Below are 22965 nucleotides of genomic sequence, written 5' to 3'. Positions count from 1 at the left end.
GACATGGACCGGGCTGCACGTCTGGAACAGTGGTATCGCAGGGTCTATCTCGAAGGCGACCTCGACGCCGTCGACACGCTCTTCACCCCCGATCTTCAGGAACAGGGCCTGCTCCCGGGCCTCGCCGTGACCCCGGGCGATCTCAGCGTCTTCGCCCAGGCGATGATGCATCTGGTCGACGAGCCGTCCTTCCGCCTGGCCAAGGTGGTCGAATCGGGCGACTGGCTGTCCGCGCTGATCGAGCTCGAGGCCCGGCGCCCGGGTGACGGGCAGCCGATCAGGCTGATCGGCCAGGTCATGCTGCGCTTTGAGGGCGACAAGGTGGCCGAGGCCTACAATTCTCTGGATTTCCTCGGGCTTTTCCTCCAGCTCGGGCTTTTGCCGAAGGATGCGCTGGAACTGGGCATGACCGGCCAGCGGCTGGTCTGAGGCTGGTCTTGCGCTGGGTCTGGGGCCCGCCCCGCCCGGCCGCTGCCCGGCCCGCGCCCGGACGGTCTTTCCCGCACGTCCCGCGGCCCGACAGCCCCGCTCCCGCGCCTCGCCGCGGCTCTCGGGGGCGCGGGCTCGGGGGCAATTGCATCCGCCCCCTTCCCCTGCCCGTCGAATCCCCTATGCTGGGCGCAACACAACCCAGAGGTATCACCGCGATGTCCGACCGGATCGAGTATGGCAATCTGATGCATGCCGCCATGCGGGGTCTGATCCGCACGGTGCTGTCGGATGTCGCTGCCGACGGACTGCCCGGAGACCACCACTTCTTCATCACCTTCGACACGACCCATCCCGAGGCGCAGATGGCCGACTGGCTGCGCCAGCGCTACCCCACCGAGATTACCGTCGTGCTGCAACACTGGTACGACCATCTCTCGGTCGACGAGGACGGATTCTCGGTCACCCTGAATTTCGGCGACAGCCCCGAGCCGCTGTATATCCCCTTCGATGCGATCCGCACCTTCGTCGACCCCTCGGTCGAGTTCGGGCTGAGGTTCGAGACGCAGGACAGCGACGAGGAGGAGGACGAGGACGACGACGGCCCCGAACAGCCGGGCCCCGACGCCAATGGCGGCAGCGCCGGTCCGGGCGAGGCGCAGGTGGTCAGCCTCGACAAGTTCCGCAAATAGGCCCGACCGGCCGATCGCGGCAGGTCGGGGGCATTGCTCCGGAGCCCGGCCCGGCCTATTAGCTGGACCGAACCCGACCGGAGGATTGCGATGACCGAAACCCGCACCGAGACCGACAGCTTCGGCCCCCTCGACGTGCCCGCCGACAAGTACTGGGGCGCCCAGACCCAGCGTTCGATCCAGAATTTCCCGATCGGCTGGGAACGCCAGCCGGTCGCGATCATCCGCGCGCTCGGCGTCATCAAGAAGGCCTGCGCACGGGTCAACATGGCCCAGGGCGGGCTGGACCCCAAGCTGGGCGAGGCCATCGCCGCCGCCGCGCAGGAGGTGATCGAGGGCAAGTTCGACGACAACTTCCCGCTGGTCGTCTGGCAGACCGGGTCGGGCACCCAGTCGAACATGAACGCCAACGAGGTGATCTCGAACCGCGCGATCGAGATGCTGGGCGGCGTCAAGGGCTCGAAGGACCCGGTGCACCCGAACGATCACTGCAACATGGGGCAGTCCTCGAACGACACCTTCCCGACCGCGATGCATGTGGCCATCGGCATGATGGCCCGCGACGTGCTGCTGCCGGGGCTGGAAAAGCTGCATGAGGCGCTGACCGCCAAGTCGGACGAATTCGCCTCGATCATCAAGATCGGCCGCACCCATACCCAGGACGCGACGCCGCTGACGCTGGGTCAGGAATTCTCGGGCTATGCCCGCCAGGTCGAAAAGGGCATCGCCCGGATCAAGGCCTGCCTGCCCGACATCTACGAACTGGCCCAGGGCGGCACCGCCGTCGGCACTGGGCTGAACACCAGAAAGGGCTGGGACACCCGGGTCGCTGCCGAGATCGCCGAGATCACCGGCCTGCCCTTCGTCACCGCCGGGAACAAGTTCGAGGCGCTGGCGGCGCATGACGCCATGGTGATGTTCTCGGGCGCGCTGAAGACGGTGGCGGCGTCGCTGTTCAAGATCGCCAACGACATGCGGCTTCTGGGCTCGGGGCCGCGGTCCGGTCTGGGCGAGCTGATCCTGCCGGAAAACGAGCCCGGGTCCTCGATCATGCCGGGCAAGGTCAACCCGACCCAGGCCGAGGCGCTGACCATGGTCTGCGCCCATGTCATGGGCAATGACGCGGCGGTGGGCTTTGCCGGCAGCCAGGGCCATTTCGAGCTGAACGTCTACAACCCGATGATGTCCTACAACGTGCTGCAGTCGATGCAGTTGCTGGGCGACGCGGCGGGGTCCTTCACCGACAACATGGTGGTGGGCACCAAGGCCAACACCGCGCGGATCGAGAAGCTGATGAAGGAAAGCCTGATGCTGGTGACGGCGCTGGCACCGACCATCGGCTATGACAACGCCACCAAGGTCGCCAAGACCGCGCATAAAAACGGCACGACGCTGCGCGAAGAGGCCATCGCTTTGGGCTTTGTTGATGGCGAGACCTTCGACCGGATCGTCCGGCCCGAAGACATGATCGGTCCGAAGGACTGACCCGATGACGGGCGGCATCGTCAACCTGCGTCAGGCGCGCAAGGCCCGCGAGCGGGCGGCGAAGAAGGCAGAGGCCGACGAGAACGCCGCCCGGTTCGGCCGGACCAAGGGGCAGAAGGCGCGGGAAGAGCGTGATGCCGCCCGCGCCCGCGCCGCCCTTGACGGCCACAAGCGGACCCCGGACGACGAGGCATGAGCGGGCGACCGGTCAAGCGGTCGCTGACGCTGAAGGGGCACCGGACCTCGGTGTCGCTGGAGGATGAATTCTGGCGCGCGCTGCGCGAGATCGCGGCCGAACGCGGGATTGCGGTCAATGCGCTGGCCGCCGAGATCGACGAAAGCCGGGGGCTCGACGTAGGGCTGGCCTCGGCGCTGCGCGTACATGTGCTGACCCATTTCCGCCGCGCTCTGGACCGGGATCGGGCTAGGGATCGGGACCGCTAGGGCAGCTGGCGCGGCACGTCTCTGGCGCAAGCAGGCCCGGGGACCGGGCCCGACCCGGCGCCGGGCGCCGACCTGCGGCTCAGCTTTCGTCCTCGAACATGTCGCCCTGCGCGTCGTCGGTGTCGTCCTCCTCGGTGCCGGGCATCGGGCGGCTGTCCAGAAGGCCCGCGGCGCGCAGATCGCGCAGCCCCGGCAGGTCGCGCGCACTTTCCAGCCCGAAATGGTCGAGGAAGGTTTCGGTCACCACATAGGTCACCGGGCGGCCGGGCGACATCCGGCGGCGGCCGAAGCGGATCCATTCCAGCTCCAGCAGCTGATCGACCGTGCCCCGGCTGACCGAGACGCCCCGGATCTCTTCGATCTCGGCGCGGGTGACGGGCTGATGATAGGCGATGATCGCCAGCGTCTCGATGGCCGCGCGCGACAGCTTGCGCAGCTCGACGGTTTCCTTCTGCATCAGGAAGCCCAGATCCGGCGCGGTGCGAAAGGCCCAGGACTCGCCCACCCGCACCAGATGCACCCCCCGCCCCTCATAGCGGCGGCGCAGCGCCTCGAGCGCCCGGGCGGCGTCGCAGCCATGCGGCATGCGGGCATTCATGTCGGCAACCCGCACCGGCTCGGCCGAGGCAAACAGGATCGCCTCGACCATGCGTTCCTGCTCGCCCAGCGGCGGCGCCTCGAAGAGGCTGCCCTCTTCGTCGTCTTCCGGGCCGTCGGGCTGGGACATCAGTGCGGTTTCCGGCGGATCTGGATCGGCTCGAAGGTGCCCGCCTGGCGCAGTTCCAGCTGGCCCTGCTTGACCAGTTCGAGCGAGGCCGCGAAATGCGCGGCGGTGGCGGACCGGCGGCGCGCGGGGTCGGCGTGCCAGCCTTCCGGCAGCCAGGTGGCAAGGTCCACCCAGTCGCCCGCATAGCCGATCAGCCCCCGCATCCGTTCCAGCGCCTCTTCCATGGTGTAGATCGCGTCCCGGTCCATCACATAGGGCCGGAAGTCGTCCTTGGTGCGGATCCGGGCATAGGCCTGCATCAGATCCAGCAGCGTCGCAGTGTATTGCACCCGCCGCACCCGTTCCACCCCTTCGGGAATGCCGCGCCCGAAGAAGTCGCGCCCCTTGCGGTCGCGCGCCATCAGCCGGGCGGCGACGCCCCGCATCGCCTCGAGCCGTTCCAGCTGGAAGGCCAGGTGGGCGGCCAGATCCTCGGCCGAGGGGCCGTCCTCGGTCGGGTCGGGCGGCAGCAGCAGCCGGGATTTCAGGAAGGCAAGCCAGGCCGCCATCACCAGATAATCGGCGGCGAGTTCGATCCGCAGGCTTTTCGCGGTCTCGACAAAGGCCAGATACTGTTCGGCCAGATGCAGGACGGAAATCCTTCGCAGATCCACCTTCTGCGTCCGGGCCAGCATCAGCAGCATGTCGAGCGGCCCCTCGAAGCCGTCGACATCGACGATCAGCGCCTCGGCGGCCTGCCGCGCGGCGATGGCGTCGGGCGTGTCGGCGGTTTCGCGATCATGGCCCTCAGCCATGGGCGGCCTTCTCCAGAAGTCCGTAAAGCTCGCTCGCGACGGCGGTCACGTCGATCGGCTGGGGCGGGCGGCGGCGGGCCAGCGCGCGGGCTGCGCGGTCGGCGGCGGCGCCCGTCAGCGTGCCGCTGGCTTCGGCCACCTCTTCCATCTCGGCCATGTCGCCATTGCAGTGCAGAACCGCATCGCAGCCCGCCTGGATCGAGGCGCGGGACCGTTCGGCGATGGTGCCGCTCAGCGCCTTCATCGACACGTCGTCCGACATCAGGAAGCCGCCGAAGCCGATGCCGCGCCGGATCATCGCGATGGCCTTGGGCGAGATCGTGGCAGGCAGATCGGGGTCGATGGCGTCATAGACCACATGGGCGGTCATCGCCATCGGCATCCCCGCGAGCGCCTGGAAGACGGCGAAATCGGTCACTTCCAGCGCGGTCCAGTTGGCCTTCACCCGCGGCAGGTGCAGATGGCTGTCGGCGGTGGCGCGGCCATGGCCGGGGATATGCTTGATCACGGGCAGCACGCCGCCTTCCAGCAGCCCCTCTGCCGTCGCTTTGGCGCAGGCGATCACCGCTTTGGGCTCGGTCCCGTAACAGCGGTTCTTCAGGATCTCATGGGTTTCGGGCCGGGCGATGTCCGCGACCGGGGCGCAGTCGACGTCGATGCCCAGCATCGACAGCTCGAAGGCGATCAGCCGCGCGCGCAGATACATCGACCGCGCCGCATGGGCCGGACCCGCGACAGTGATCTGGTCGAGCGCGGGCGCCCAGGGGCGCCAATGGGGCGGGCGCAGGCGCTGCACCCGGCCGCCTTCCTGGTCGATCAGGATCGGCGCCTTGCGGCCCACCGCCTGCCGCAGGTCGCGGGTCAGGCTGCGGACCTGCTCGGGCTCTTCGATATTGCGGGCAAAGAGGATGAACCCGAAGGGCCGGGTCCGGGCAAAGAACGCCCGTTCGGTCGGCGTCAGGACGGGTCCGGAACATCCGGCGATGAAGGCCCCGACGCCGTTGCTCACCGGGCCACCACCGGGATGCAGTCCGCGCCCTCGGCCGAAACCGCCGCGCAGAACCGCCGGGCGGCCGCCATGTCGGCAAAGCCCGAGGCGCGCAGCCGGAAGAAGGTCTTGCCGCCGCGGTCGACGGTCTGGATCACCCGGGTCTTGTCGGTGAAGAAGCCCGCGAACCGGCGCTGGCTCGCAAGGCTGTCCCAGACCGCGCGCGCCTCGTCGCCGCTGTCAAAGGCGCCCAGCTGGACCAGGGCGGTCCCGACGGCGACGCTGTCGGCGGCGACCTCGGTCGCGACCGGTGCGGTCATCGCGGCCCGGGCGGCGGCAATGGCGGCACGGGCGGCAAAGTCCTCTTGCGGGCGGATTCTCGGGCGCGGCGACTGGCGCAGCGCCCCCGCGGGCAGCGGCAGCGCGGCCTCGGTGGCGCCCTCGACATCGTCCCCGGCCAGAGCTTCGGGGTCGGCCGCGGCGGACAGGTCGTCGCCCTCGAAGAGCGCGCCGCCATCGGCATCGGGCACCGGCATCGCAGCCCCCCCGACCGCAGCCAGGATCGGCGCGGTCTCGTCCGCTGCGCCATAGGCGGCCGCCTCGGCGGGGGGCGGCGCGATCACCGGGCGGTCGTCGCCCGCCAGATCGACCGGCGCCGGGGCCAGTTGCAGCATGTCGGCCGGAGGCCCGGCCTCGCCCAGTGCCGCGACGCGGTTGACCGCAAGGCCCTGATGTTCGGCCTGGCGCCCGCCCGGATCGTCGGGCGCGATCCGCATCGGCCCTTCGAGGGCGCGGATCACCGGCACCCCGCTGACGTCGCGCATGACGACCTGGTAGCCCCAGGTCACAAGCCCCGCCATCAGGGTCAGCGAGACGAGACCGCCGGCCCAGTTCAGCATCGTTTTCGGAGAGGGCGGGACATCATGCCCCCCCGACCCGCGCATTGCGTTGAAATCGATTTCCGCCATTGCCGCCTCGTTTCCAGGCGCACTCGGCTGCCCGGTTCTGGTTCTTGCCTGTGCCGCTCCGGACGGATTGCGCCTTGTTTTTCAGCGCATTTCCTCGACCGGAGTAACGCCAAGAATACCAAGACCGGCGGAAATGACAACGGCCACGGATCGGGCCAGCGCGATTTTGGCTTGACTTGTGGCCGCGTCGCCCTCCTGCAGGAAGCGCAATTCGGGCTGTTCGTTGCCCCGGTTCCAGAGCGCGTGCAGATCCGAGGCCAGTTCGTACAGATAAAAGGCGACCCGGTGCGGTTCGTTGGTGCGCGCGGCGATCTCGATCAGGCGCGGCCATTCCGCGAGTTTCTTCGCCACCGCGATCTCGGCCTCGTGGTCGAGCTTCGTGAGGTCAGCCGCAGCCAGCGTCGCGTCATCTGCGGCGATGCCCGCCTCGGCGGCCTTGCGCAGCACCGAGCAGACCCGGGCATGGGCGTATTGCACATAGAAGACCGGGTTGTCCTTGGACTGTTCCAGCACCTTGTCGAAATCGAAATCCAGCGGCGCGTCGTTCTTGCGGGTCAGCATGACGAAGCGGGTCACGTCGCGGCCCACCTGCTCGACCACATCGCGCAGCGTCACATAGGTGCCCGCGCGCTTGGACATCTTGAAGGGCTCGCCGTTCTTCCAGAGCTTGACAAGCTGGATCAGCTTGATGTCGAGCGGCACCCGGCCCCCGGACAGCGCCGCGACGGCCGCTTTCATCCGCTTGACATAGCCGCCATGATCGGCGCCGAAGATGTCGATCAGCTGGTCGAAGCCGCGCTCGACCTTGTCGAAGTGATAGGCGATGTCGGGGGCGAAATAGGTCCAGGACCCGTCCGATTTCATCACCGGACGGTCGACGTCGTCGCCATGGGCGGTCGAGCGGAACAGCGTCTGTTCGCGCGGTTCCCAGTCTTCGGGGGTCTTGCCCTTCGGCGGTTCCAGAACGCCCTCGTAGATCAGGCCCATGCCTTTCAGCCGGTCCAGCGCCGCCTCGATCTTGCCGGTGCCGTAAAGCGCCTTTTCCGACGAAAAGACGTCCATCGTGACGCCGAGGGCCGCCAGATCCTCGCGGATCATGTCCATCATCATGTCGGTGGCAAAGACGCGGATCTCGGCCAGCCAGTGCTCTTCGCCCTTGTCGAGAAGGCTCGCCCCGTATTTTTCCTTCAGCGCCGCGCCGACCGGGATCAGGTAGTCGCCCGGATACAGCCCCTCGCGGATCTCGGGTTCCAGCCCGTTGGCCTCGCGGTACCGCTCATAGGCCGAGCGCGCCAGCACGTCGACCTGGGCGCCGCCGTCGTTGATGTAGTATTCGCGGGTCACGTCCCAGCCGGCAAAGTCGAGCAGGCTCGCCAGCGCATCGCCCACCACGGCGCCCCGGACATGGCCCACATGCATCGGGCCGGTGGGGTTGGCCGAGACGAATTCGACATTGACCTTCTGGCGCTGACCGATGTCCGAACGGCCGAAATCGGCCCCCTGCCCCAGCACCGTCGCGACCAGCCCCTGCCAGACCGCGGGCGCAAGCCGCAGGTTCAGGAACCCCGGGCCCGCCACCTCGGCGGTGGCGATGCGCGGATCGGCGGCCAGCCGCGCGGCCAGTTTCTCGGCGATGTCGCGCGGCTTCTGTCCGGCGGGCTTGGCCAGCACCATCGCGGCATTGGTGGCCATGTCGCCATGGGCGGCATCGCGCGGCGGTTCGACCGCGACGTTGGAGGTGTCGAGCCCCGCAGGCAGCTCGCCCGCGGCGGCCATCGCGTCCAGACAGTCGATCACCAGCGCGCGCAGATCGTTGAAGAGGTTCATGGTCGGTCCCTTTCCGGCTGGCGAGCGGTTTATCACGGACGCGCGCGGGGTCAACGGGCCGAGCCGCCCGGGCCGCCCTGCGCCGAAGGGGTGAGGCCGTTCGGGCCGATCAGCCGCGCATGTTCCCCGATCGCGAAACGGTCGGTCATGCCCGCGATGTAATCGGCCACGATCCGGGCAAGCGCGGTCTCGTCGGGCGCGGCGGCCACATCCTCGCGCCATTTGGCGGGCAGGAGCGCCGGATCGCCCAGATAGAGCGGAAAGAGGTCCTGCACGATCTTCGTGACATCGGCCCGCATCTTCACCACCGAGGGCGCGCGGTACATGCGGTGGAACAGGAAGGTGCGGATCTCGCGCAGCGCGGCGAAAAGCGCGGGCGAGAAGCCGATCACCGGACGCCCCAGCGCGCGCACCTCGGCGGCCGAGCCGGGCCGGGCCTCGGCCAGCGTCGCCCGCGCGCCCTCGATCACATCGGTCACCAGCACCCCGAAGAAGCGGCGCAACGCCTCGTGCCGCCGCCGCTTGGGGTCGAGCGCCGGATAGGCCGCGTCGACCTCGGCGAAGCAGTCTTCGAGGATCGGCAGCCCGGCCAGTTCCTCCTCGGTGAACAGCCCCGCCCGCAACCCGTCATGCAGGTCGTGGTTGTTATAGGCCACATCGTCGGCAATGGCCGCGACCTGGGCCTCGGCGCTGGCATGGGTGTGAAGTTCCAGATCGTGGCGGGCGTCGTACTCGGCCAGCGCATAGGGCAGCGGGCGCGGCACCGGCCCGTTATGCTTGGCGATGCCTTCCAGCGTCTCCCAGGTCAGGTTCAGCCCGTCGAAATCGGCGTAATGCCGTTCCAGCCGGGTCACGATCCGGATCGCCTGCGCATTGTGATCGAAGCCGCCATAGGGCGCCATCAGCGCGGCCAGCGCGTCCTCTCCGGTATGGCCGAAGGGAGTGTGGCCCAGATCGTGGGCCAGCGCCACCGCCTCGGCCAGTTCCACGTTCAGCCCCAGCGCGTTCGCCATGGTCCGCGCCACCTGCCCGACCTCGATCGTATGGGTCAGCCGGGTGCGGAAGCTGTCGCCCTCATGGACCACGAAAACCTGGGTCTTGTGCATCAGCCGCCGGAAGGCGGAACAATGGATGATCCGGTCGCGGTCGCGCTGAAAGCAGGACCGGAAGGCGCTTTCCTCCTCGGGGGAAAGCCGGCCGCGGCTTTCGGAAGGTCTGCATGCAAAAGGCGCCAGCATGTCTGCTCCGTCGCTTGTTCCCGTCAGGTGGGGTCATATATTCACTGGGGACCGGAATTGACATGAGGGAATTCGCGCAAGATGGACCTGACGCTTCCGCCCACGGTTACCGAGCGCGCCTATGCGCGCCTGTCCGAAATCGGCGCCGCCAGACAGGGCAAGGCGCTCCGGATCGCCGTCGAGGGGGGCGGCTGTTCGGGTTTCCAATATTCAATCACGCTGGATGCGCCCGCCGAGGACGACCTGGTGCTGGAGGGCGCGGGCGAGAAGGTCGTGGTCGATTCGGTATCGCTGCCCTTCCTGCAGAATGCGACAATCGACTTTACCCGCGAGCTGATCGGCGCCAAGTTCGTGATCGACAATCCGAACGCAACCAGCTCCTGCGGCTGCGGCACCTCGTTCTCGATGTGACCCACCGGGCGCGTCCAGGCTTTTTGTGACACGCCGGGCGCGTCGGGGCTTGATCTGACGCGACCTGCGCGTCGGGGGCTCGATCTGACGCGACCTGCGCGTCGGGGCTTGATCTGACGCGACCTGCGCGTCGGGGGCTCGATCCGGGGTGCCCGGCACGCCGGCCGACACCGAAAGGCAGTTATGGACGGTATTACCCAGCTTTTGCCACGCGACAGGTTCCTGCCGCTCTGCCCGCGCGAGACCCGTGCCGGGCAGATGCGGCGGGCCGGCATCGAGATCGAGTTCGGCGGTCTGACCGAGGCCGAGGCCGCCGAGGTGGTGGCGCGGACGCTGGGCGGCACGGTGCGCGAGATCGCCGCCTTCGATCTGGAGGTCGAGACGCCCGAGCTCGGCGTCGTCTCGATCTGCCTCGATACCGCCTTCCGCGACAAGGCCGGCAGCGCGCTGGCCGATCTGGGACTGCAACTCGGCCGCGCCGTGGTCCCGGTCGAGGTGGTGACCCCGCCTTTGTCCCCCGACCAGCTGCCCGAGGCGGACCGGCTGCGCGGGGCCTTGCGGGCGGCGGGGGCGCAGGGCAGCCGCGAGGGGATGTTTCTCGGGTTCGGGCTGCATCTGAACCCCGAGATCGCCGGCCCCGAGGCCGCCGATCTGGTGCCCGTCGTGCGCGCCTTCGCGCTGATCGAGGACTGGCTGCGCAAGGCCGACCCGATCGACCCGTCGCGGCGGCTTCTGCCCTTTGTCGACCCCTATCCGCGCGGCTTCGTCGACCGGCTGGCCGCGGCCGGGCGCGGCTGGTCGCGGGATGACTTCGTCGAGGCCTATCTGGCCGAAACGCCCACCCGCAACCGCGGGCTCGACATGCTGCCATGCCTTGCCCATCTCGCGGGCGACCGGGTGGCGCAGGCGCTTGGCCCCTCCGCCGACGCGGTCGGGGCGCGGCCCACCTTCCATTACCGCCTGCCCGATTGCCGGATCGACGAGCCCGGCTGGCGGCTGGCCTATGAATGGAACCGCTGGGTGATGGTCGAGCGGCTGGCCGCCGACACCGCCGCGCTGGAGGGGCTCGCTGCCGACTGGCTTGACTACCGGGCGGCGCTGACCACCACCCGGTCGGACTGGTTCGACCATCTCGACCGGGTTCTCTGCGGGCTGGAGCTTTGGGACGGCACATGCGGTTCGGACGCCACGACCGGCCGCTGATCGCGGTGACCACCTCGTCCCGCTCGGGATGGCGCGTGTTCCCGCTGGTGGCCTTCAACCTCTGGCTTGCGGGCGGGCGCGGCGTCCGCTGGGGCACCGGGCGCAGTGCCGATATCGACGGGGTCGACGGGCTGATCATCGGCGGCGGCGACGACATCTCGCCCGATCTTTACGGCATGCAGCTGGTGGCCTCGGCCCGGCTCGACCCGGAGCGGGACGCGCTGGAACGGCGTCTGGTCGAGGCCGCCATCGCCCGTGGCAAGCCGGTTCTGGGGATCTGCCGGGGCGCGCAGATGCTGAACGTGGCACTGGGGGGCACGCTCGATCAGGACGCCTACGGCACCTATACCGCCTCGAAACGGGTCTGGACCATTCTGCCGCGCAAGGCGGTCACGGTGACGCCCGGAACCCGGCTGGCCCAGATCGCAGGCCCTCGCCCGATGCGGGTCAATGCGCTGCATTCCCAGGCCGTGGCGCGGCTCGGCGAACATCTCGAGGTCGCGGCGCGCGACCGGGGCGGCATGATCCAGGCGGTCGAGCGGCGCCGCGATCCCTTTGCCCTGGGGGTCCAGTGGCATCCCGAACATCTGTTCTATGCCCGCCGCCAGCGCGCGATCTTCGCGGCCCTGGTCGCGGCCGCGTCGGCGATGCGCAACGCCCGCGGCCAATGGAAGGCCGTCGACAGGTTTCTGGAACAGGCAAGGCTCGACCGGTCCGGTCCGGGCGGCGATGGGCAGGACGGCGATGGGCCGGGCACCCCCGACCGGGCATCGCGGGACAGGCCTCGCGCGGATAAAGACAACTTGAAGATATAGGTTCTGGGACGGGCACCGCAATACCGCATTCGGGCACAGATCCTCTGTGAAAAATGACGTGGTTTTGGCAACGGAAATTCCGCCGGTCCACGTTATAGAGACCGGCGCGCGAACATGAGCCAAACCCGCAACCCAGGACGGAGACCTGCAATGCACAAGATTCTTCTGACCGCTGCTCTGGCCGCGCTGCCGCTGGCGGCCTCGGCTGCCGACGTGAAGGACGACGTCGTCGAGGCCCGCCAAGGCTATTACAGTCTGCTCGGCGCCAACATGGGCACCCTCGTGTCGATGGTCAAAGGCGAGACCGACTATGACGGGGCCAAGGCGCAGACCGCGGCCGACAACATGCTGACCCTCACCCGCTACAATGTCGGCCATCTCTACATGCCCGGCACCTCGAATGCCGACATGCCCGGCCGCACCGATGCGCTGCCGAAGATCTGGGAAGACATGGCCGGCGTTCAGGAAAAAGGCATGGCCTTCGTGAAGGCGGTCGAAAACCTCAACGAGGTTGCCGGTCTCGACAAGGGCGAGCTGGCCAAGGGCGTCCAGCAGGTCGGCGGCACCTGCAAGGGCTGCCACGACACGTACCGCGCCAAGCACTGAGACTGACCTGAGGATCGCACCATGAAGGATACAAGCACCGCCCCTGGCGACACCGAAACCCTGCAAACCGTCCGGGTCTGGGACCCGCTCCTGCGCCTCTTCAAATGGGCCTTGACGATTTCGGTCGTCGCGGCCTGGGGCCTGGGGCATTTCGGCCCCGACCAGATGACCCTGCATTTCTGGTTCGGCTATGCGGTGCTTGGCCTTCTGGCCTTCCGGCTGCTCTGGGGCCTCTGGGGCCCCGAGCATGCCCGGTTCTCAAGCTTCGCCTACGGTCCCTTCTCCATCCTGAAATACGTCTTCGGGATGTTCCGCCGGAAACCCTCCTACTGGCCGGGGCACAACCCGGTGGGCGGGCTCTTCGTCTTCATCCTGCTGGGCGCGCTGCTGCTGCAGGCCGGATCGGGCCTTTTCGTCGACCCCGACGACTACATCAATGTCGGGCCGCTGGCGAAATACGTCGGTTCCGAAACCACCCGAGCCGCGCTGAAATTCCACGTCCAGATGGGCTGGGTGGTGCTGGGTCTCGTGGCGCTGCACGTCGCGGCCATCGCCTTCTATTCCAAGTGGAAGGGCGAAAACCTGGTGACGCCCATGATCACCGGCAAGAAGACCGTCCGCAAGGACCTCTGAACGACAGCTACGCGCCCGGGGCCTCGCCGAGGCCCCGGAGCGGCGCGCTTTCCGCCGCCCCCGGACCAACCGTCCCGCAAGCCCGGCATCCGCCCCAAGGCCGCCCCCGCCCCCTTCATTTCGTCCTTTTCCCCTCCGGCCGGGCGGCTTAGAGCACCGGCATGAATTACGATGCGATCATACTCGGAGCCGGGGCTGCCGGCCTTCTGGCGGCGGCCACCGCCGGACAGGCCGGGGCGCGCGTGCTTCTGCTCGATCACGCCGAGGCGGCCGGGAAGAAGATCCTGATTTCGGGCGGCGGGCGCTGCAATTTCACCAATACCGGCGCGGGCCCCGGGAATTACCTGTCCGAGAACCCGCATTTCGCCAAATCCGCCCTGGCCCGCTATACCCAATGGGATTTCCTCGCGCTGGTCGAGCGTCACAGGATCGCCTGGCACGAAAAGACCCTGGGGCAGCTGTTCTGCGACGGCTCGGCCCGGCAGATCGTGACCATGCTGCTGGACGAATGCGCGCGCGGCGGGGTCGAGATCCGGCTCTCGACCCCGATCGGCGAGATCGGCCATGGCGACGGGATGTTCCGCGTGGCGGGCGCCACGGCGCCGCAGCTGGTGCTGGCCACCGGCGGCCCCTCGATCCCCAAGATGGGTGCGACCGGCATCGCCTATGACATCGCCCGGCGCTTCGGGCTCGGGATCGTGCCGCCAAGACCGGCGCTGGTGCCGCTGACGCTGGGCCCCGACGCGCAGGACCTGACGGGCATTTCGGGGCTGTCCTGTCCCGTGACGGCGCGGGTCGGCACGGCCAGTTTTACCGAGGCTGCGCTTTTCACCCATCGCGGCCTGTCCGGCCCGGCCATCCTGCAGGTCTCGTCCTACTGGACACCCGGCGCGCCGGTGACGCTGACGCTGGTCGCGAACGCGGCCGAGCGTCTGCGCGCGGCACGGCGCAAGGCCCCCCGCGCCCGGCTCCGCGCCGCGCTGAGCGAGATGCTTCCGAACCGGCTGGCCGAGGCGATGGCCGCCCGGATCGGGTTCGGTGCCGAGCTTGGAAACACCTCCGATGCCGAGATCGACCGCGCCGCCGCCGCGCTGGGCGGTCTTACGCTCTTCCCGACCGGCACCGAGGGCTATGCCAAGGCCGAGGTGACCGCGGGCGGCATTTCGACCGCCGGGCTGTCCTCGCGCACCATGGAGGCCACGGGAGTTCCCGGGCTTTACGCCATCGGCGAGGCGGTCGATGTCACGGGCTGGCTGGGCGGCTACAATTTCCAGTGGGCCTGGTCTTCGGCCCGGGCCGCAGGCGAGGCCATCGCCGCCCGGTCCCGAAGCTGATCGCGGCGCCGGGCCGGGTCGCCCGCTTCGCCCGGAGACGCCGGGCCGACCTGCGGAACCGGCGGGCTAGTCGAGCCCGTCGATCCCCAGCCGCTCGCGCATGAAGGCCAGCGCGACCGACAGCCCGTCGGGGGCGATGCCGTGGCCCGTGCCCTTCATCACATGGGCATAGACCTCGAAACCCGCGCCGCTGAGCGCATTGCCGGCCTCGGGCAGGGATTCGACCGGCACCACGTCGTCGGCATCGCCATGGACCAGCAGAACCGGCGGGCGCGAGACGGCTTCGTCCTCCAGCGTTTCGGGCGCCAGCAAACGGCCCGAAAAGCCGACCACGCCCGCGACGGGCGCGGGGCGGCGCGGGGCGACATGCAGCGCCATCATCGTGCCTTGCGAAAAGCCGAAGAGAATGACGTTTTCGGGCGCGACCCCTTCTTCGGCCAGCACCGCGTCGAGCCAGGCATTGAGGTCATCGACCGCGCGCCGCATCCCCGCTTCGCTTTGTTCCTCGGACGAGCCGTCGATCCAGGGGATCGGGAACCACTGAAAGCCGAAGGGCACGCCTTCGCAGCGCTCGGGCGCATCGGGGGCCAGAAAGGCCGTGCCCGGCATATGCGGCCCCAGCGGCTGCGCGAGCCCCAGCAGATCGGCCCCGTTCGCGCCATAGCCGTGCAGGAAGATCACCAGATGGTCCGCCTTGCCCCTGGCCGCGCCCGCGCGCCCCGATTCCAGAACCCGTGTCACCTGATGCCCTCCCTGTCCTTGGCCACCCGGTAGTAGGCCCAAAGCGCCCGTGCCGCAACGGCCCGCCATGGCGCCCAGGGCTCGGCCAACTGACGCAGGGCGCGTTCGCCGGGGCGGTCGGGCAGCTCGAACAGAAGCCGCGCGGATTCCTGCAGCGCGAGGTCGGCGGGCGCGAAGACATCGGCCCGGCCGAGCGAGAACATCGCGTAGATCTCGGCCGTCCACCGCCCGATGCCGGGCACCGCGACCAGCGTGGCGATGACTTCTTCGGTTGGTTGCCCGCGCAGCGCGGCGAAGTCGATGCCCGCCCCCGCCAGCGCGCGCGCATAGCGGATCTTCTGGCGCGAAAGCCCGCAGGCGCGCAGGTCGTCGTCGCTGGCCCACAGGATCTTGCGCGGGCCGGTCAGCCGCGCGGTCTTCATCCGGGTCCAGATCGCATCGGCCGCCGCGACCGAGACCTGCTGGCTGACGATGGCCGACAACAGCGCCTCGAACCCGTCCTTGCGGCGGCGCAGCGGCAGCGGCCCGGTCAGCGCCAGCGCATGGCCGAAGCGCGGCTCGACCGCCACCAGATGCGCCGCGCCTTCGGCCATGCAGGCCTCGGTTTCGATGATCCGTCCCACCATGGACCGGACGATAGGCCCGCGCGCCGCGCCCGCCAAGAGCCATCCCGTCCCGACCCCGGGCCGGACCCGAAATAGCGGCTTCCCCCCTTTACGCCGCCGCGCTAGGTCAGACGCCATGACCATGGATATCGCCCCCTCCCGCGAAAGCAGGCGCGCCCGGCGCAACGTGACCGTTCTGGTGCTGGCCCAGGCGTTTCTGGGGGCTCAGATGTCGATGATCTTCACCGTGGGCGGGCTGGCCGGGCAGACGCTTGCGCCCAATCCCTGCCTCGCGACGCTGCCGATTTCGCTGATCGTGCTGGGTTCGATGCTGTCGGCGGGCCCCTTGTCGGGGTTCATGCAGCGCGCCGGGCGGCGGGCCGGGTTCCTGCTGGGCATCGCCGGTGGGGCGGCAGGCGCGGGCATCGCGGCGCTGGGGCTTTATCAGGGGTCCTTCGCGCTTTTCCTCGCCGGGTCGCTGCTGACCGGGCTTTATATGTCGGCGCAGGGCTTTTACCGCTTCGCCGCCGCCGACACCGCCGAGGGCGCGTTCCAGCCCAAGGCAATTTCCTACGTGCTGGCGGGCGGGCTGGTGGCCGCGATCCTCGGGCCGCAGCTGGTGAAGGTCACCGCCGAGACGATGGTGATCCCGTTTCTCGGGACCTATCTGGTCGCCATCGGCATCAACCTGTCGGGCGTCCTGCTGTTTGCCTTTCTCGACATCCCGCGCCCGCCGCCCCGCGATCCGGCGCATCACCACGGCCGGAGCCGGGCCGACCTGCTGCGCGATCCCGCCATCGCCGTCGCCATCATCTGCGGGATGGTGTCCTATGCGCTGATGAACCTGGTGATGACCTCGACCCCGCTGGCGGTCGTGGGCTGCGGCTTCGACACCGGCACCGCCGCCGATATCGTCACCGCCCATGTGCTGGCGATGTATGTGCCAAGCTTTTTCACCGGCCATCTGATCGCCCGCTTCGGCGCCCGGCCCATCGTGGCGCTGGGGCTTGCGATCCTGGCCGCCGCGGGCGCCGTGGCGCTGACCGGCGTCGAGATCGAGAGCTTTCTGGTGACCCTGATCCTTTTGGGGATCGGCTGGAATTTCGGCTTTATCGGCGCGACCGCGATGCTGGCGCAGTCCCACGGGCCCGAAGAGCGCGGCGCCGTGCAGGGGATGAACGACATCCTCGTCTTCGGCGGCGTCACCCTGGCCTCGCTGGCCTCGGGCGGGCTGATGAACTGCTCGGCCAGCTCGGCGCAAGAGGGCTGGATGGCCGTCAACATGGCCATGGTGCCGTTCCTGGCGCTTGCGGGCGGCGCGCTGATCTGGCTGACCCTGCGCCCGAAGGACCAAGCCTGAACCGGCCCGCGCCCGGCCCCCTTGGCGGGACCGGATGCGGGCATCGAAAGTGGACTAGCCCAGGACCGAGGCGACGGCGCGCGCGGTCACGTCGACCACCCGGTCGGCCTCGTCGCGGGTCAGGCACAGCGGCGGGGCAAAGCCGATAATGTCGCCCTGCGGCATGGCCCGGGCGATCACGCCCTCTTTCAGCATCGCGGCCACCACGGCGCCCGCGACCTTGCCCGGCGGGTCGTAGAAGGTCCGCGAGCCCTTGTCCTCGACCAGCTCGACCGCGCACAGCATGCCCTCGCCGCGAATGTCGCCGACATGGGCGTGCTCGCTCAGCGCCGTCTTCATCGCGGCGACGAAATAGCCGCCGGTTTCGGCCGCGTTCTTCACCAGCCCCAGATCGTCAATGAGCTTGAGGTTGGCGACACCGGCGGCCGCGCCGATGGGATGGGCGGAATAGGTCCAGCCATGGCCGATGGGGCCGAATTCGTCGGTGCCCTGTTCCAGAACCGTCCACATCCGGTCCGACACGATCGACCCCGACAGCGGCGCATAGGCCGAGGTCAGGCCCTTGGCGATGGTGATGAGATCCGGTTTCAGCCCGTATTTCAGCGACCCGAACATCTCGCCCAGACGGCCGAAGCCGGTGACGACCTCATCGACGATCAGCAGGATGTCGTGCTTTTGCAGGATCGGCTGGATCGCGTCCCAATAGCCCTTGGGCGGCGGCACGATGCCGCCCGTGCCCAGCACCGGCTCGCCGATGAAGGCCGCGATGGTGTCAGCGCCTTCACGTTCAATCAGCGCCTCGAGCTCGGCCGCGCAATGGGCGACGAAATCGGCCTCGGTCATGTCGAGATCGGGGCGGCGGTAGTAATAGGGCGCCTCGGTATGCAGGATCGGCGCCAGCGGCAGATCGAACTTGTTGTGAAAGCCGGCAAGCCCCGTCAGCGAGCCCGTCATCAGCCCCGAGCCGTGATAGCCGCGCCAGCGGCTGATGATCTTCTTCTTTTCGGACCGGCCGCGCACGTTGTTGTAATACCAGACAAGCTTGATGTTGGTCTCGTTCGCGTCCGATCCGCCCAGCCCGAAATAGACCTTGGACATGTGATCGGGCGCGCGGTCCATGACCATCTTGGCCAGCGTGATCGAGGCCTCGGTGCCATGCCCCACATAGGCGTGGTAGTAGGACAGCTGGCGCGCCTGTTCGGCAATGGCCTCGGCGATCTCGGTCCGCCCGTAGCCCACATTCACGCAGTAAAGCCCCGCGAAGGCGTCCAGGAGCCGGGTGCCGTCGCGATCCTCGATGAAGACGCCCTGCCCGCCCGCGATCACCCGTTCCGGAGCCTCGCCGCGCGCGAACTGCGCCAGATGGGTGGAGGGATGGAAAAAGCTCTCCCGGTCCCACTGTTCCAGCATGTCGTTCTTCAGCATACGCGGTGTCCTTTCTTCCGGCACCGGCGCCGCCGAAGCGGCCGGCCGATGCGTTTCGGTCCGGGGCATGCGCGGCCCCACTCGCCCCATACCTAGCCCATGCGGGACCGGGTCTCTACCCCGCCGCCCGGAAAGGGGGCAGAACGCGCCGTCGGTCAGGTGTTGTCGGGGGTCGCCAAGGCTCGGCCCTTGACGGGGAAAACCGGCTTCTGTCTGATCGGGCGCATCGCCCCCCTTCCCCTCTCCGCCCCGGCCCGTCCGGCGGCGGCCTGCCGCGAGGAGCCATCCGCCCATGACCGAAGAAATCGTCCAGTTCGGCTATGCCGCCGAGGGCCGCGCGCCCTTCTCTCTGCCCGAATACGGGCGGCGGCTGGGGCTGGTGCGCCGGGCGATGGCGGAAAAGGGCATCGACATCCTCTTTGTCGAGGACCCCTCGAACATGGCCTGGCTGACGGGCTATGATGGCTGGTCGTTCTATGTGCATCAGGGCGTGCTGGTCTTTCACGACGCCGACCCGATGTGGTGGGGCCGCCAGATGGACGCGAACGGCGCGGTGCGCACGGTCTGGATGGCGGGTGCGCACATCACCCATTATTCCGACGCCTATGTGCAATCGACCGAACGCCACCCGATGCAGAACCTGGCCGAGCTTCTGCGCGATCTGGGCTATGGCGCCCGGCGGATCGGGGTCGAGATGGAGAATTACTATTTCTCGGCCAAGGCCTATGTGACGCTGCGCGATGCTCTGCCCGAGGCGCATCTGGTCGACGCGACCGCGCTGGTGAACTGGCAGCGCACGGTCAAATCGGGCGAGGAACTCGACTTCATGCGCCGTGCCGCCTCGATCTCGGAACGGATGATCGACGGGGTGCTCGACCGGATCGAGCCGGGCCTGCCCAAGAACGAGCTGGTGGCCGATCTTTACCGCGACGCGCTGGCGGGCAATGGCGACTGGGGCGATTATCCGGCAATCGTGCCGCTTCTGCCCTCGGGCAAGGATGCCTCGGCCTCGCACCTGACCTGGGACGGGCGGCCCTTCGAGAGCGGCGAGGCCACCTTCTTCGAGATCTCGGGCTGTTACCGCCGCTATCACGCGCCCTTCTGCCGGACGATCTTCCTGGGCGAGCCGCCCGACTACATGCGCGCCGCCGAAGCCGCGCTGATCGAGGGGATCGAGGCCGGGCTTTGGGCCGCGAAGGCCGGCAACCGCGCCTGCGACATCGCCAATGCGCTGGCCGCGCCGCTGGAGCGCGCGGGCATCCGGCGCGGCGCGCGCTGCGGCTATCCGGTCGGGCTCAGCTATCCGCCCGACTGGGGCGAGCGGACGATCTCGCTGCGCGAGGAGGACGACACCCTGCTGGAGCCGGGCATGACCTTCCATTTCATGCCGGGCCTCTGGATGGAGAACTGGGGGCTCGAGATCACCGAATCGATCCTGATCCGCGAGGACGGCCCGGCCGAGACCCTGTGCAACCGCCCGCGCAAGCTTTATGTGAAACCGTGATGACCCGGCTTGACGACACCTGCGCGATCCTCGCCGATCTGGTGGCCTTTCCCACCGTCTCGTCGGACTCGAACCTTGAAATGATCGTGCACATGGCCGCGCTTCTGGGCGATCTGGGTGCCCGGGTGGACCTTTTCCACGACGCGACCGGGCACAAGGCGAACCTCTTCGCGACGCTGGGGCCGCGCAATACCGATGGCGGGATCGTGCTGTCGGGCCATACCGACGTGGTGCCGGTCGCCGATCAGGACTGGTCGACCGACCCGTTCACCCTGCACGAGGCCGACGGGCGGCTTTACGGGCGCGGCACCTGCGACATGAAGGGGTTCATCGCCGCCTGCCTGGCCATGGCGCCGGTCTATGCCGGGCTCGACCTGAAACGGCCGCTGCATTTCGCCTTTACCCATGACGAGGAGGTCGGCTGTCTGGGCGGCCAGGCGCTGGTGGCCGAGCTGGCCGCGCGCGAGCTGCGCCCCGGGATCGCCATCGTCGGCGAGCCGACCGAGATGCGCATCGTCGAGGCGCACAAGGGATGCTGCGAGTACACGGTCGAGTTTCACGGCCGCGAGGGCCACGGGTCGAACCCGCCTGCGGGCGTCAACGCGGCCGAGGCGGCGGTGCGCTATGCCGCGCGGCTGCTGGCGCTGGCCGACGAGCTGAAGGCCCGCGCCCCCGAGGACAGCCCGTTCGAGCCGCCCTGGACCACGATCAATCTGGGCCGGATCTCGGGCGGGCATGTGCATAACGTGATCCCCGGCCGGGCCGAGATCGCCTGGGAGATGCGGCCCGTGCAGGCCGACGACATCGCCCATGCCAAGGCCGCCATGGCGCGCGAGGTGGCGTCGCTTCTGCCCGCGATGCGCGCCGTCGCCCCCGAGGCCGATATCCGGACCCATGTGGTGGGCGAGGTGGTCGGGCTCGAGCCGATGCCCCACAGCACGGCGCGCGCGCTTCTGGCCGGGCTGACCGGCCAGAGCCGGGCCGAGGCGGTGCCCTTCTCGACCGAGGCGGGGCTTTTCCAGAGCCTCGGCTGCGCCGCCGCGGTCTGCGGCCCCGGGTCCATCGCCCAGGCCCACAAGCCCGACGAATATGTCAGCCGCAAGCAGCTGGCCCAGTGCCTGGCGATGCTGGAAGGTCTTGCGGGCGTCCTGACCGCCTGACCACGGTCGGCCTTACTGGATCGCCTTCAGCCCGGGATAAGCCGCGCGGAACCCCCGATAGGCCTCCTCGAAGGCGTCGGCCAGCGCGGGCTCGGGGGCCACGGTGCGGGCAATGGCGGGCGGGGTCATCTCGGTTTCGGGCGCGGCGCCGCTGGCCGCCACCCGGCCCAGACGCGCGGCGCCGAGGGCGGCGCCAAGCTCGCCCCCGGCGGGCACCTGCAAGGGCACGCCCAGGACCGTCGCGATCAGCCGCAGCCAGTAGTCCGACCGCGCCCCGCCGCCGATGGCCAGCAGATGACCCAGATCCGCCCCCGCGCCGCGCAGCGCCTCGGCGCAGTCGCGCAGCGCGAAGGCCACGCCCTCCAGAACCGCGCGCGTCAGGTCGGGCAGCCCGGTCTCGGCCCCGAGCCCGGTGAAGGCGCCCCGGATCGCCGCATCGTTATGGGGCGTCCGCTCGCCCGAGAGATACGGCAGAAACCGCACCCGCCCCGGCGCCTGCAGATCTTCGCCCAGGGCGCGGGTCAGGTCGGCCGGGCTCTGGCCCGAGATCCGCGCCAGCCAGTTCAGGCTGTCGGTCGCCGACAGGATCACCCCCATCTGGTACCACCGCCCCGGCACCGCATGGCAGAAGGTATGCAGCGCGTTGCCAGGGTCGGGCCGGTAGCCGTCCCGCGCCGCCAGCAGCACGCCCGAGGTCCCGAGCGACACGAAGCCCTGCCCTTCGGCCAGCGCGCCGGTGCCGCAGGCCGCGGCCGCGTTGTCGCCCGCACCGCCTGCCACGACGGCGCCGGGGCCGATGCCCCAGCGCGCGGCCAGCTCGGGGCGCAGCGTGCCCGCCGGGTCCGAGCCCTCGACCAGATCGGGCATCTGGTCGCGGCGCATGTGCCCGGCCTCCAGCAGCGCGTCCGACCAGTCGCGCCGCCCGGTGTCGAACCACGAGGTCCCGGCGCTGTCCGACATGTCGGCCACCGCCCGGCCGGTCAGATAAAGGTTCAGGAAGGCCGCGGGCAGCAGCACCTTGGCCACCCGAGCGAAGGCTTCGGGTTCATGGCGGCGCACCCAGTCGAGCTTGGGCGCGGTAAAGCCCGGAAAGACGATATTGCCCGAGGTCTCGCGGATGCCGGGCAGCGCGTCGAGCCGTGCCGCCTCGGCATGGCTGCGGGTGTCGTTCCAGAGGATGCAGGGCCGGATCGGGGTCATCGCCGCATCGAGCAGCGTGGCGCCGTGCATATGCCCCGAGACGCCGATGCCGCGCACCCCCGCCATCGCTTCGGGAAAGCGGGCCGCCAGATCGGCCATCACGGCCTCGAGCGCCGCGATCCAGTCGGCCGGGTCCTGTTCGGACCAGCCCGGATGGGGATGCGCGACCCCATAGGCGCGCTCGGCCGCGCCGACCGGCTGCCCGGCTTCGTCGATCAGCAGGGCGCGCAGCCCCGAGGTTCCCAGATCCAGTCCCAGCGCCCCGCCCATGCCGTGCCTCCCCGTTGCCGCGTCCTGTCCCGGGCGCAGCCTAGCGGCCCACGGCCCGCCTTTCCAGCGCGGCGCATCTGGTCGGGGCTGCCATGCCGGGCCACCA

At 69.2% G+C, this 22965-nt stretch carries 24 protein-coding genes; 14 read left to right on the top strand and 10 right to left on the bottom strand.

Features of this window, described 5'->3' with window-relative positions; translation table 11 throughout:
• The first annotated feature begins 3 nt into the window (after positions 1 to 3).
• From BYZ73_RS00225 to BYZ73_RS00205, 5 genes are all read left to right on the top strand, one after another.
• Entirely contained in the window at positions 4 to 429 is a 426-nt protein-coding gene (locus BYZ73_RS00225) for a nuclear transport factor 2 family protein (RefSeq protein WP_112314442.1), read from the top strand.
• 218 nt (positions 430 to 647) lie between these two features.
• Positions 648 to 1121, top strand: coding sequence for an SspB family protein (locus BYZ73_RS00220; RefSeq protein ID WP_108023271.1), 474 nt, complete (start codon positions 648 to 650; stop codon positions 1119 to 1121).
• A gap of 90 nt (positions 1122 to 1211) precedes the next feature.
• A complete protein-coding gene (fumC, locus tag BYZ73_RS00215) occupies positions 1212 to 2606 on the top strand; it encodes a class II fumarate hydratase (RefSeq protein WP_112314441.1) in 1395 nt (464 codons plus the stop codon).
• Between the two features lie 4 nt (positions 2607 to 2610).
• On the top strand, positions 2611 to 2802 hold the full coding sequence (locus BYZ73_RS00210; protein ID WP_112314440.1) for a DUF4169 family protein: 192 nt from the start codon (positions 2611 to 2613) through the stop codon (positions 2800 to 2802).
• The gene (locus BYZ73_RS00205; RefSeq protein ID WP_112314439.1) at positions 2799 to 3050 is read left to right on the top strand and encodes a ribbon-helix-helix domain-containing protein; all 252 of its coding nucleotides are present in this window, start codon (positions 2799 to 2801) and stop codon (positions 3048 to 3050) included. The genes BYZ73_RS00210 and BYZ73_RS00205 overlap by 4 nt, the downstream gene beginning before the upstream one ends.
• A gap of 79 nt (positions 3051 to 3129) precedes the next feature.
• Here BYZ73_RS00205 and scpB read toward each other — a convergent pair whose 3' ends face one another.
• From scpB to BYZ73_RS00175, 6 genes are all read right to left on the bottom strand, one after another.
• The gene (scpB, locus tag BYZ73_RS00200) at positions 3130 to 3777 is read right to left on the bottom strand and encodes an SMC-Scp complex subunit ScpB (protein ID WP_112314438.1); all 648 of its coding nucleotides are present in this window, start codon (positions 3775 to 3777) and stop codon (positions 3130 to 3132) included.
• Complete coding sequence (locus tag BYZ73_RS00195; protein ID WP_112314437.1) at positions 3777 to 4571, bottom strand: segregation and condensation protein A; 795 nt, start codon at positions 4569 to 4571, stop codon at positions 3777 to 3779. Before BYZ73_RS00195 ends, scpB begins: the two co-directional genes overlap by 1 nt.
• A complete protein-coding gene (nagZ, locus tag BYZ73_RS00190) occupies positions 4564 to 5580 on the bottom strand; it encodes a beta-N-acetylhexosaminidase (protein WP_245895475.1) in 1017 nt (338 codons plus the stop codon). The genes BYZ73_RS00195 and nagZ overlap by 8 nt, the downstream gene beginning before the upstream one ends.
• Positions 5577 to 6458: an SPOR domain-containing protein gene (locus BYZ73_RS00185; RefSeq protein ID WP_245943009.1), complete on the bottom strand. Its 882-nt coding sequence runs from the start codon at positions 6456 to 6458 to the stop codon at positions 5577 to 5579. Before BYZ73_RS00185 ends, nagZ begins: the two co-directional genes overlap by 4 nt.
• Before the next feature lie 150 nt (positions 6459 to 6608).
• Positions 6609 to 8354 (bottom strand): arginine--tRNA ligase, encoded by a 1746-nt coding sequence (argS, locus tag BYZ73_RS00180; protein WP_112314436.1) that lies wholly within the window; start codon positions 8352 to 8354, stop codon positions 6609 to 6611.
• A gap of 50 nt (positions 8355 to 8404) precedes the next feature.
• Complete coding sequence (locus BYZ73_RS00175; RefSeq protein WP_112314435.1) at positions 8405 to 9592, bottom strand: deoxyguanosinetriphosphate triphosphohydrolase; 1188 nt, start codon at positions 9590 to 9592, stop codon at positions 8405 to 8407.
• 87 nt (positions 9593 to 9679) lie between these two features.
• Between BYZ73_RS00175 and BYZ73_RS00170 the strand changes: the two genes are divergently transcribed.
• From BYZ73_RS00170 to BYZ73_RS00145, 6 genes are all read left to right on the top strand, one after another.
• Complete coding sequence (locus BYZ73_RS00170; protein ID WP_108023698.1) at positions 9680 to 10003, top strand: HesB/IscA family protein; 324 nt, start codon at positions 9680 to 9682, stop codon at positions 10001 to 10003.
• 183 nt (positions 10004 to 10186) lie between these two features.
• Positions 10187 to 11206 (top strand): amidoligase family protein, encoded by a 1020-nt coding sequence (locus BYZ73_RS00165; protein ID WP_112314434.1) that lies wholly within the window; start codon positions 10187 to 10189, stop codon positions 11204 to 11206.
• Positions 11176 to 12021 carry a gamma-glutamyl-gamma-aminobutyrate hydrolase family protein gene (locus tag BYZ73_RS00160; protein ID WP_112314433.1) on the top strand — a complete coding sequence of 282 codons (846 nt, stop codon included), beginning with the start codon at positions 11176 to 11178 and terminating at the stop codon, positions 12019 to 12021. Before BYZ73_RS00165 ends, BYZ73_RS00160 begins: the two co-directional genes overlap by 31 nt.
• 150 nt (positions 12022 to 12171) lie before the next feature.
• The gene (locus tag BYZ73_RS00155) at positions 12172 to 12627 is read left to right on the top strand and encodes a c-type cytochrome (protein ID WP_108023246.1); all 456 of its coding nucleotides are present in this window, start codon (positions 12172 to 12174) and stop codon (positions 12625 to 12627) included.
• Positions 12628 to 12648: 21 nt separating this feature from the next.
• Positions 12649 to 13260 (top strand): cytochrome b/b6 domain-containing protein, encoded by a 612-nt coding sequence (locus BYZ73_RS00150; RefSeq protein ID WP_112314432.1) that lies wholly within the window; start codon positions 12649 to 12651, stop codon positions 13258 to 13260.
• A gap of 161 nt (positions 13261 to 13421) precedes the next feature.
• Positions 13422 to 14594: a BaiN/RdsA family NAD(P)/FAD-dependent oxidoreductase gene (locus BYZ73_RS00145; RefSeq protein WP_112314431.1), complete on the top strand. Its 1173-nt coding sequence runs from the start codon at positions 13422 to 13424 to the stop codon at positions 14592 to 14594.
• Between the two features lie 66 nt (positions 14595 to 14660).
• Here BYZ73_RS00145 and BYZ73_RS00140 read toward each other — a convergent pair whose 3' ends face one another.
• The gene (locus BYZ73_RS00140; protein ID WP_245895474.1) at positions 14661 to 15335 is read right to left on the bottom strand and encodes an alpha/beta hydrolase; all 675 of its coding nucleotides are present in this window, start codon (positions 15333 to 15335) and stop codon (positions 14661 to 14663) included.
• Positions 15332 to 15961, bottom strand: a complete 630-nt coding sequence (locus BYZ73_RS00135; RefSeq protein ID WP_112314604.1) for a DNA-3-methyladenine glycosylase family protein — start codon at positions 15959 to 15961, stop codon at positions 15332 to 15334. The genes BYZ73_RS00140 and BYZ73_RS00135 overlap by 4 nt, the downstream gene beginning before the upstream one ends.
• A 115-nt stretch (positions 15962 to 16076) precedes the next feature.
• On the opposite strand from BYZ73_RS00135, the gene BYZ73_RS00130 reads away from it, so the two are divergent.
• Positions 16077 to 17300 (top strand): MFS transporter, encoded by a 1224-nt coding sequence (locus BYZ73_RS00130; protein ID WP_112314429.1) that lies wholly within the window; start codon positions 16077 to 16079, stop codon positions 17298 to 17300.
• 54 nt (positions 17301 to 17354) lie between these two features.
• Here the strand turns inward: BYZ73_RS00130 and BYZ73_RS00125 are convergent, their stop codons facing one another.
• A complete protein-coding gene (locus BYZ73_RS00125) occupies positions 17355 to 18725 on the bottom strand; it encodes an aspartate aminotransferase family protein (protein ID WP_112314428.1) in 1371 nt (456 codons plus the stop codon).
• A gap of 292 nt (positions 18726 to 19017) precedes the next feature.
• On the opposite strand from BYZ73_RS00125, the gene BYZ73_RS00120 reads away from it, so the two are divergent.
• Positions 19018 to 20229: a M24 family metallopeptidase gene (locus BYZ73_RS00120; RefSeq protein WP_112314427.1), complete on the top strand. Its 1212-nt coding sequence runs from the start codon at positions 19018 to 19020 to the stop codon at positions 20227 to 20229.
• Positions 20229 to 21389 carry an acetylornithine deacetylase gene (gene argE / locus BYZ73_RS00115; RefSeq protein ID WP_112314426.1) on the top strand — a complete coding sequence of 387 codons (1161 nt, stop codon included), beginning with the start codon at positions 20229 to 20231 and terminating at the stop codon, positions 21387 to 21389. Before BYZ73_RS00120 ends, argE begins: the two co-directional genes overlap by 1 nt.
• A gap of 12 nt (positions 21390 to 21401) precedes the next feature.
• Here the strand turns inward: argE and xylB are convergent, their stop codons facing one another.
• Positions 21402 to 22859 (bottom strand): xylulokinase, encoded by a 1458-nt coding sequence (gene xylB / locus BYZ73_RS00110; RefSeq protein ID WP_112314425.1) that lies wholly within the window; start codon positions 22857 to 22859, stop codon positions 21402 to 21404.
• Between the last annotated feature and the right edge of the window lie 106 nt (positions 22860 to 22965).

The organism is Rhodovulum viride, from assembly GCF_003265965.1.
Classification (GTDB): Bacteria; Pseudomonadota; Alphaproteobacteria; order Rhodobacterales; family Rhodobacteraceae; genus Rhodovulum; species Rhodovulum kholense.
The sequence above is the reverse complement of the archived record's forward strand: the minus strand, read 5'-3'. Positions and strand labels throughout refer to the sequence as shown.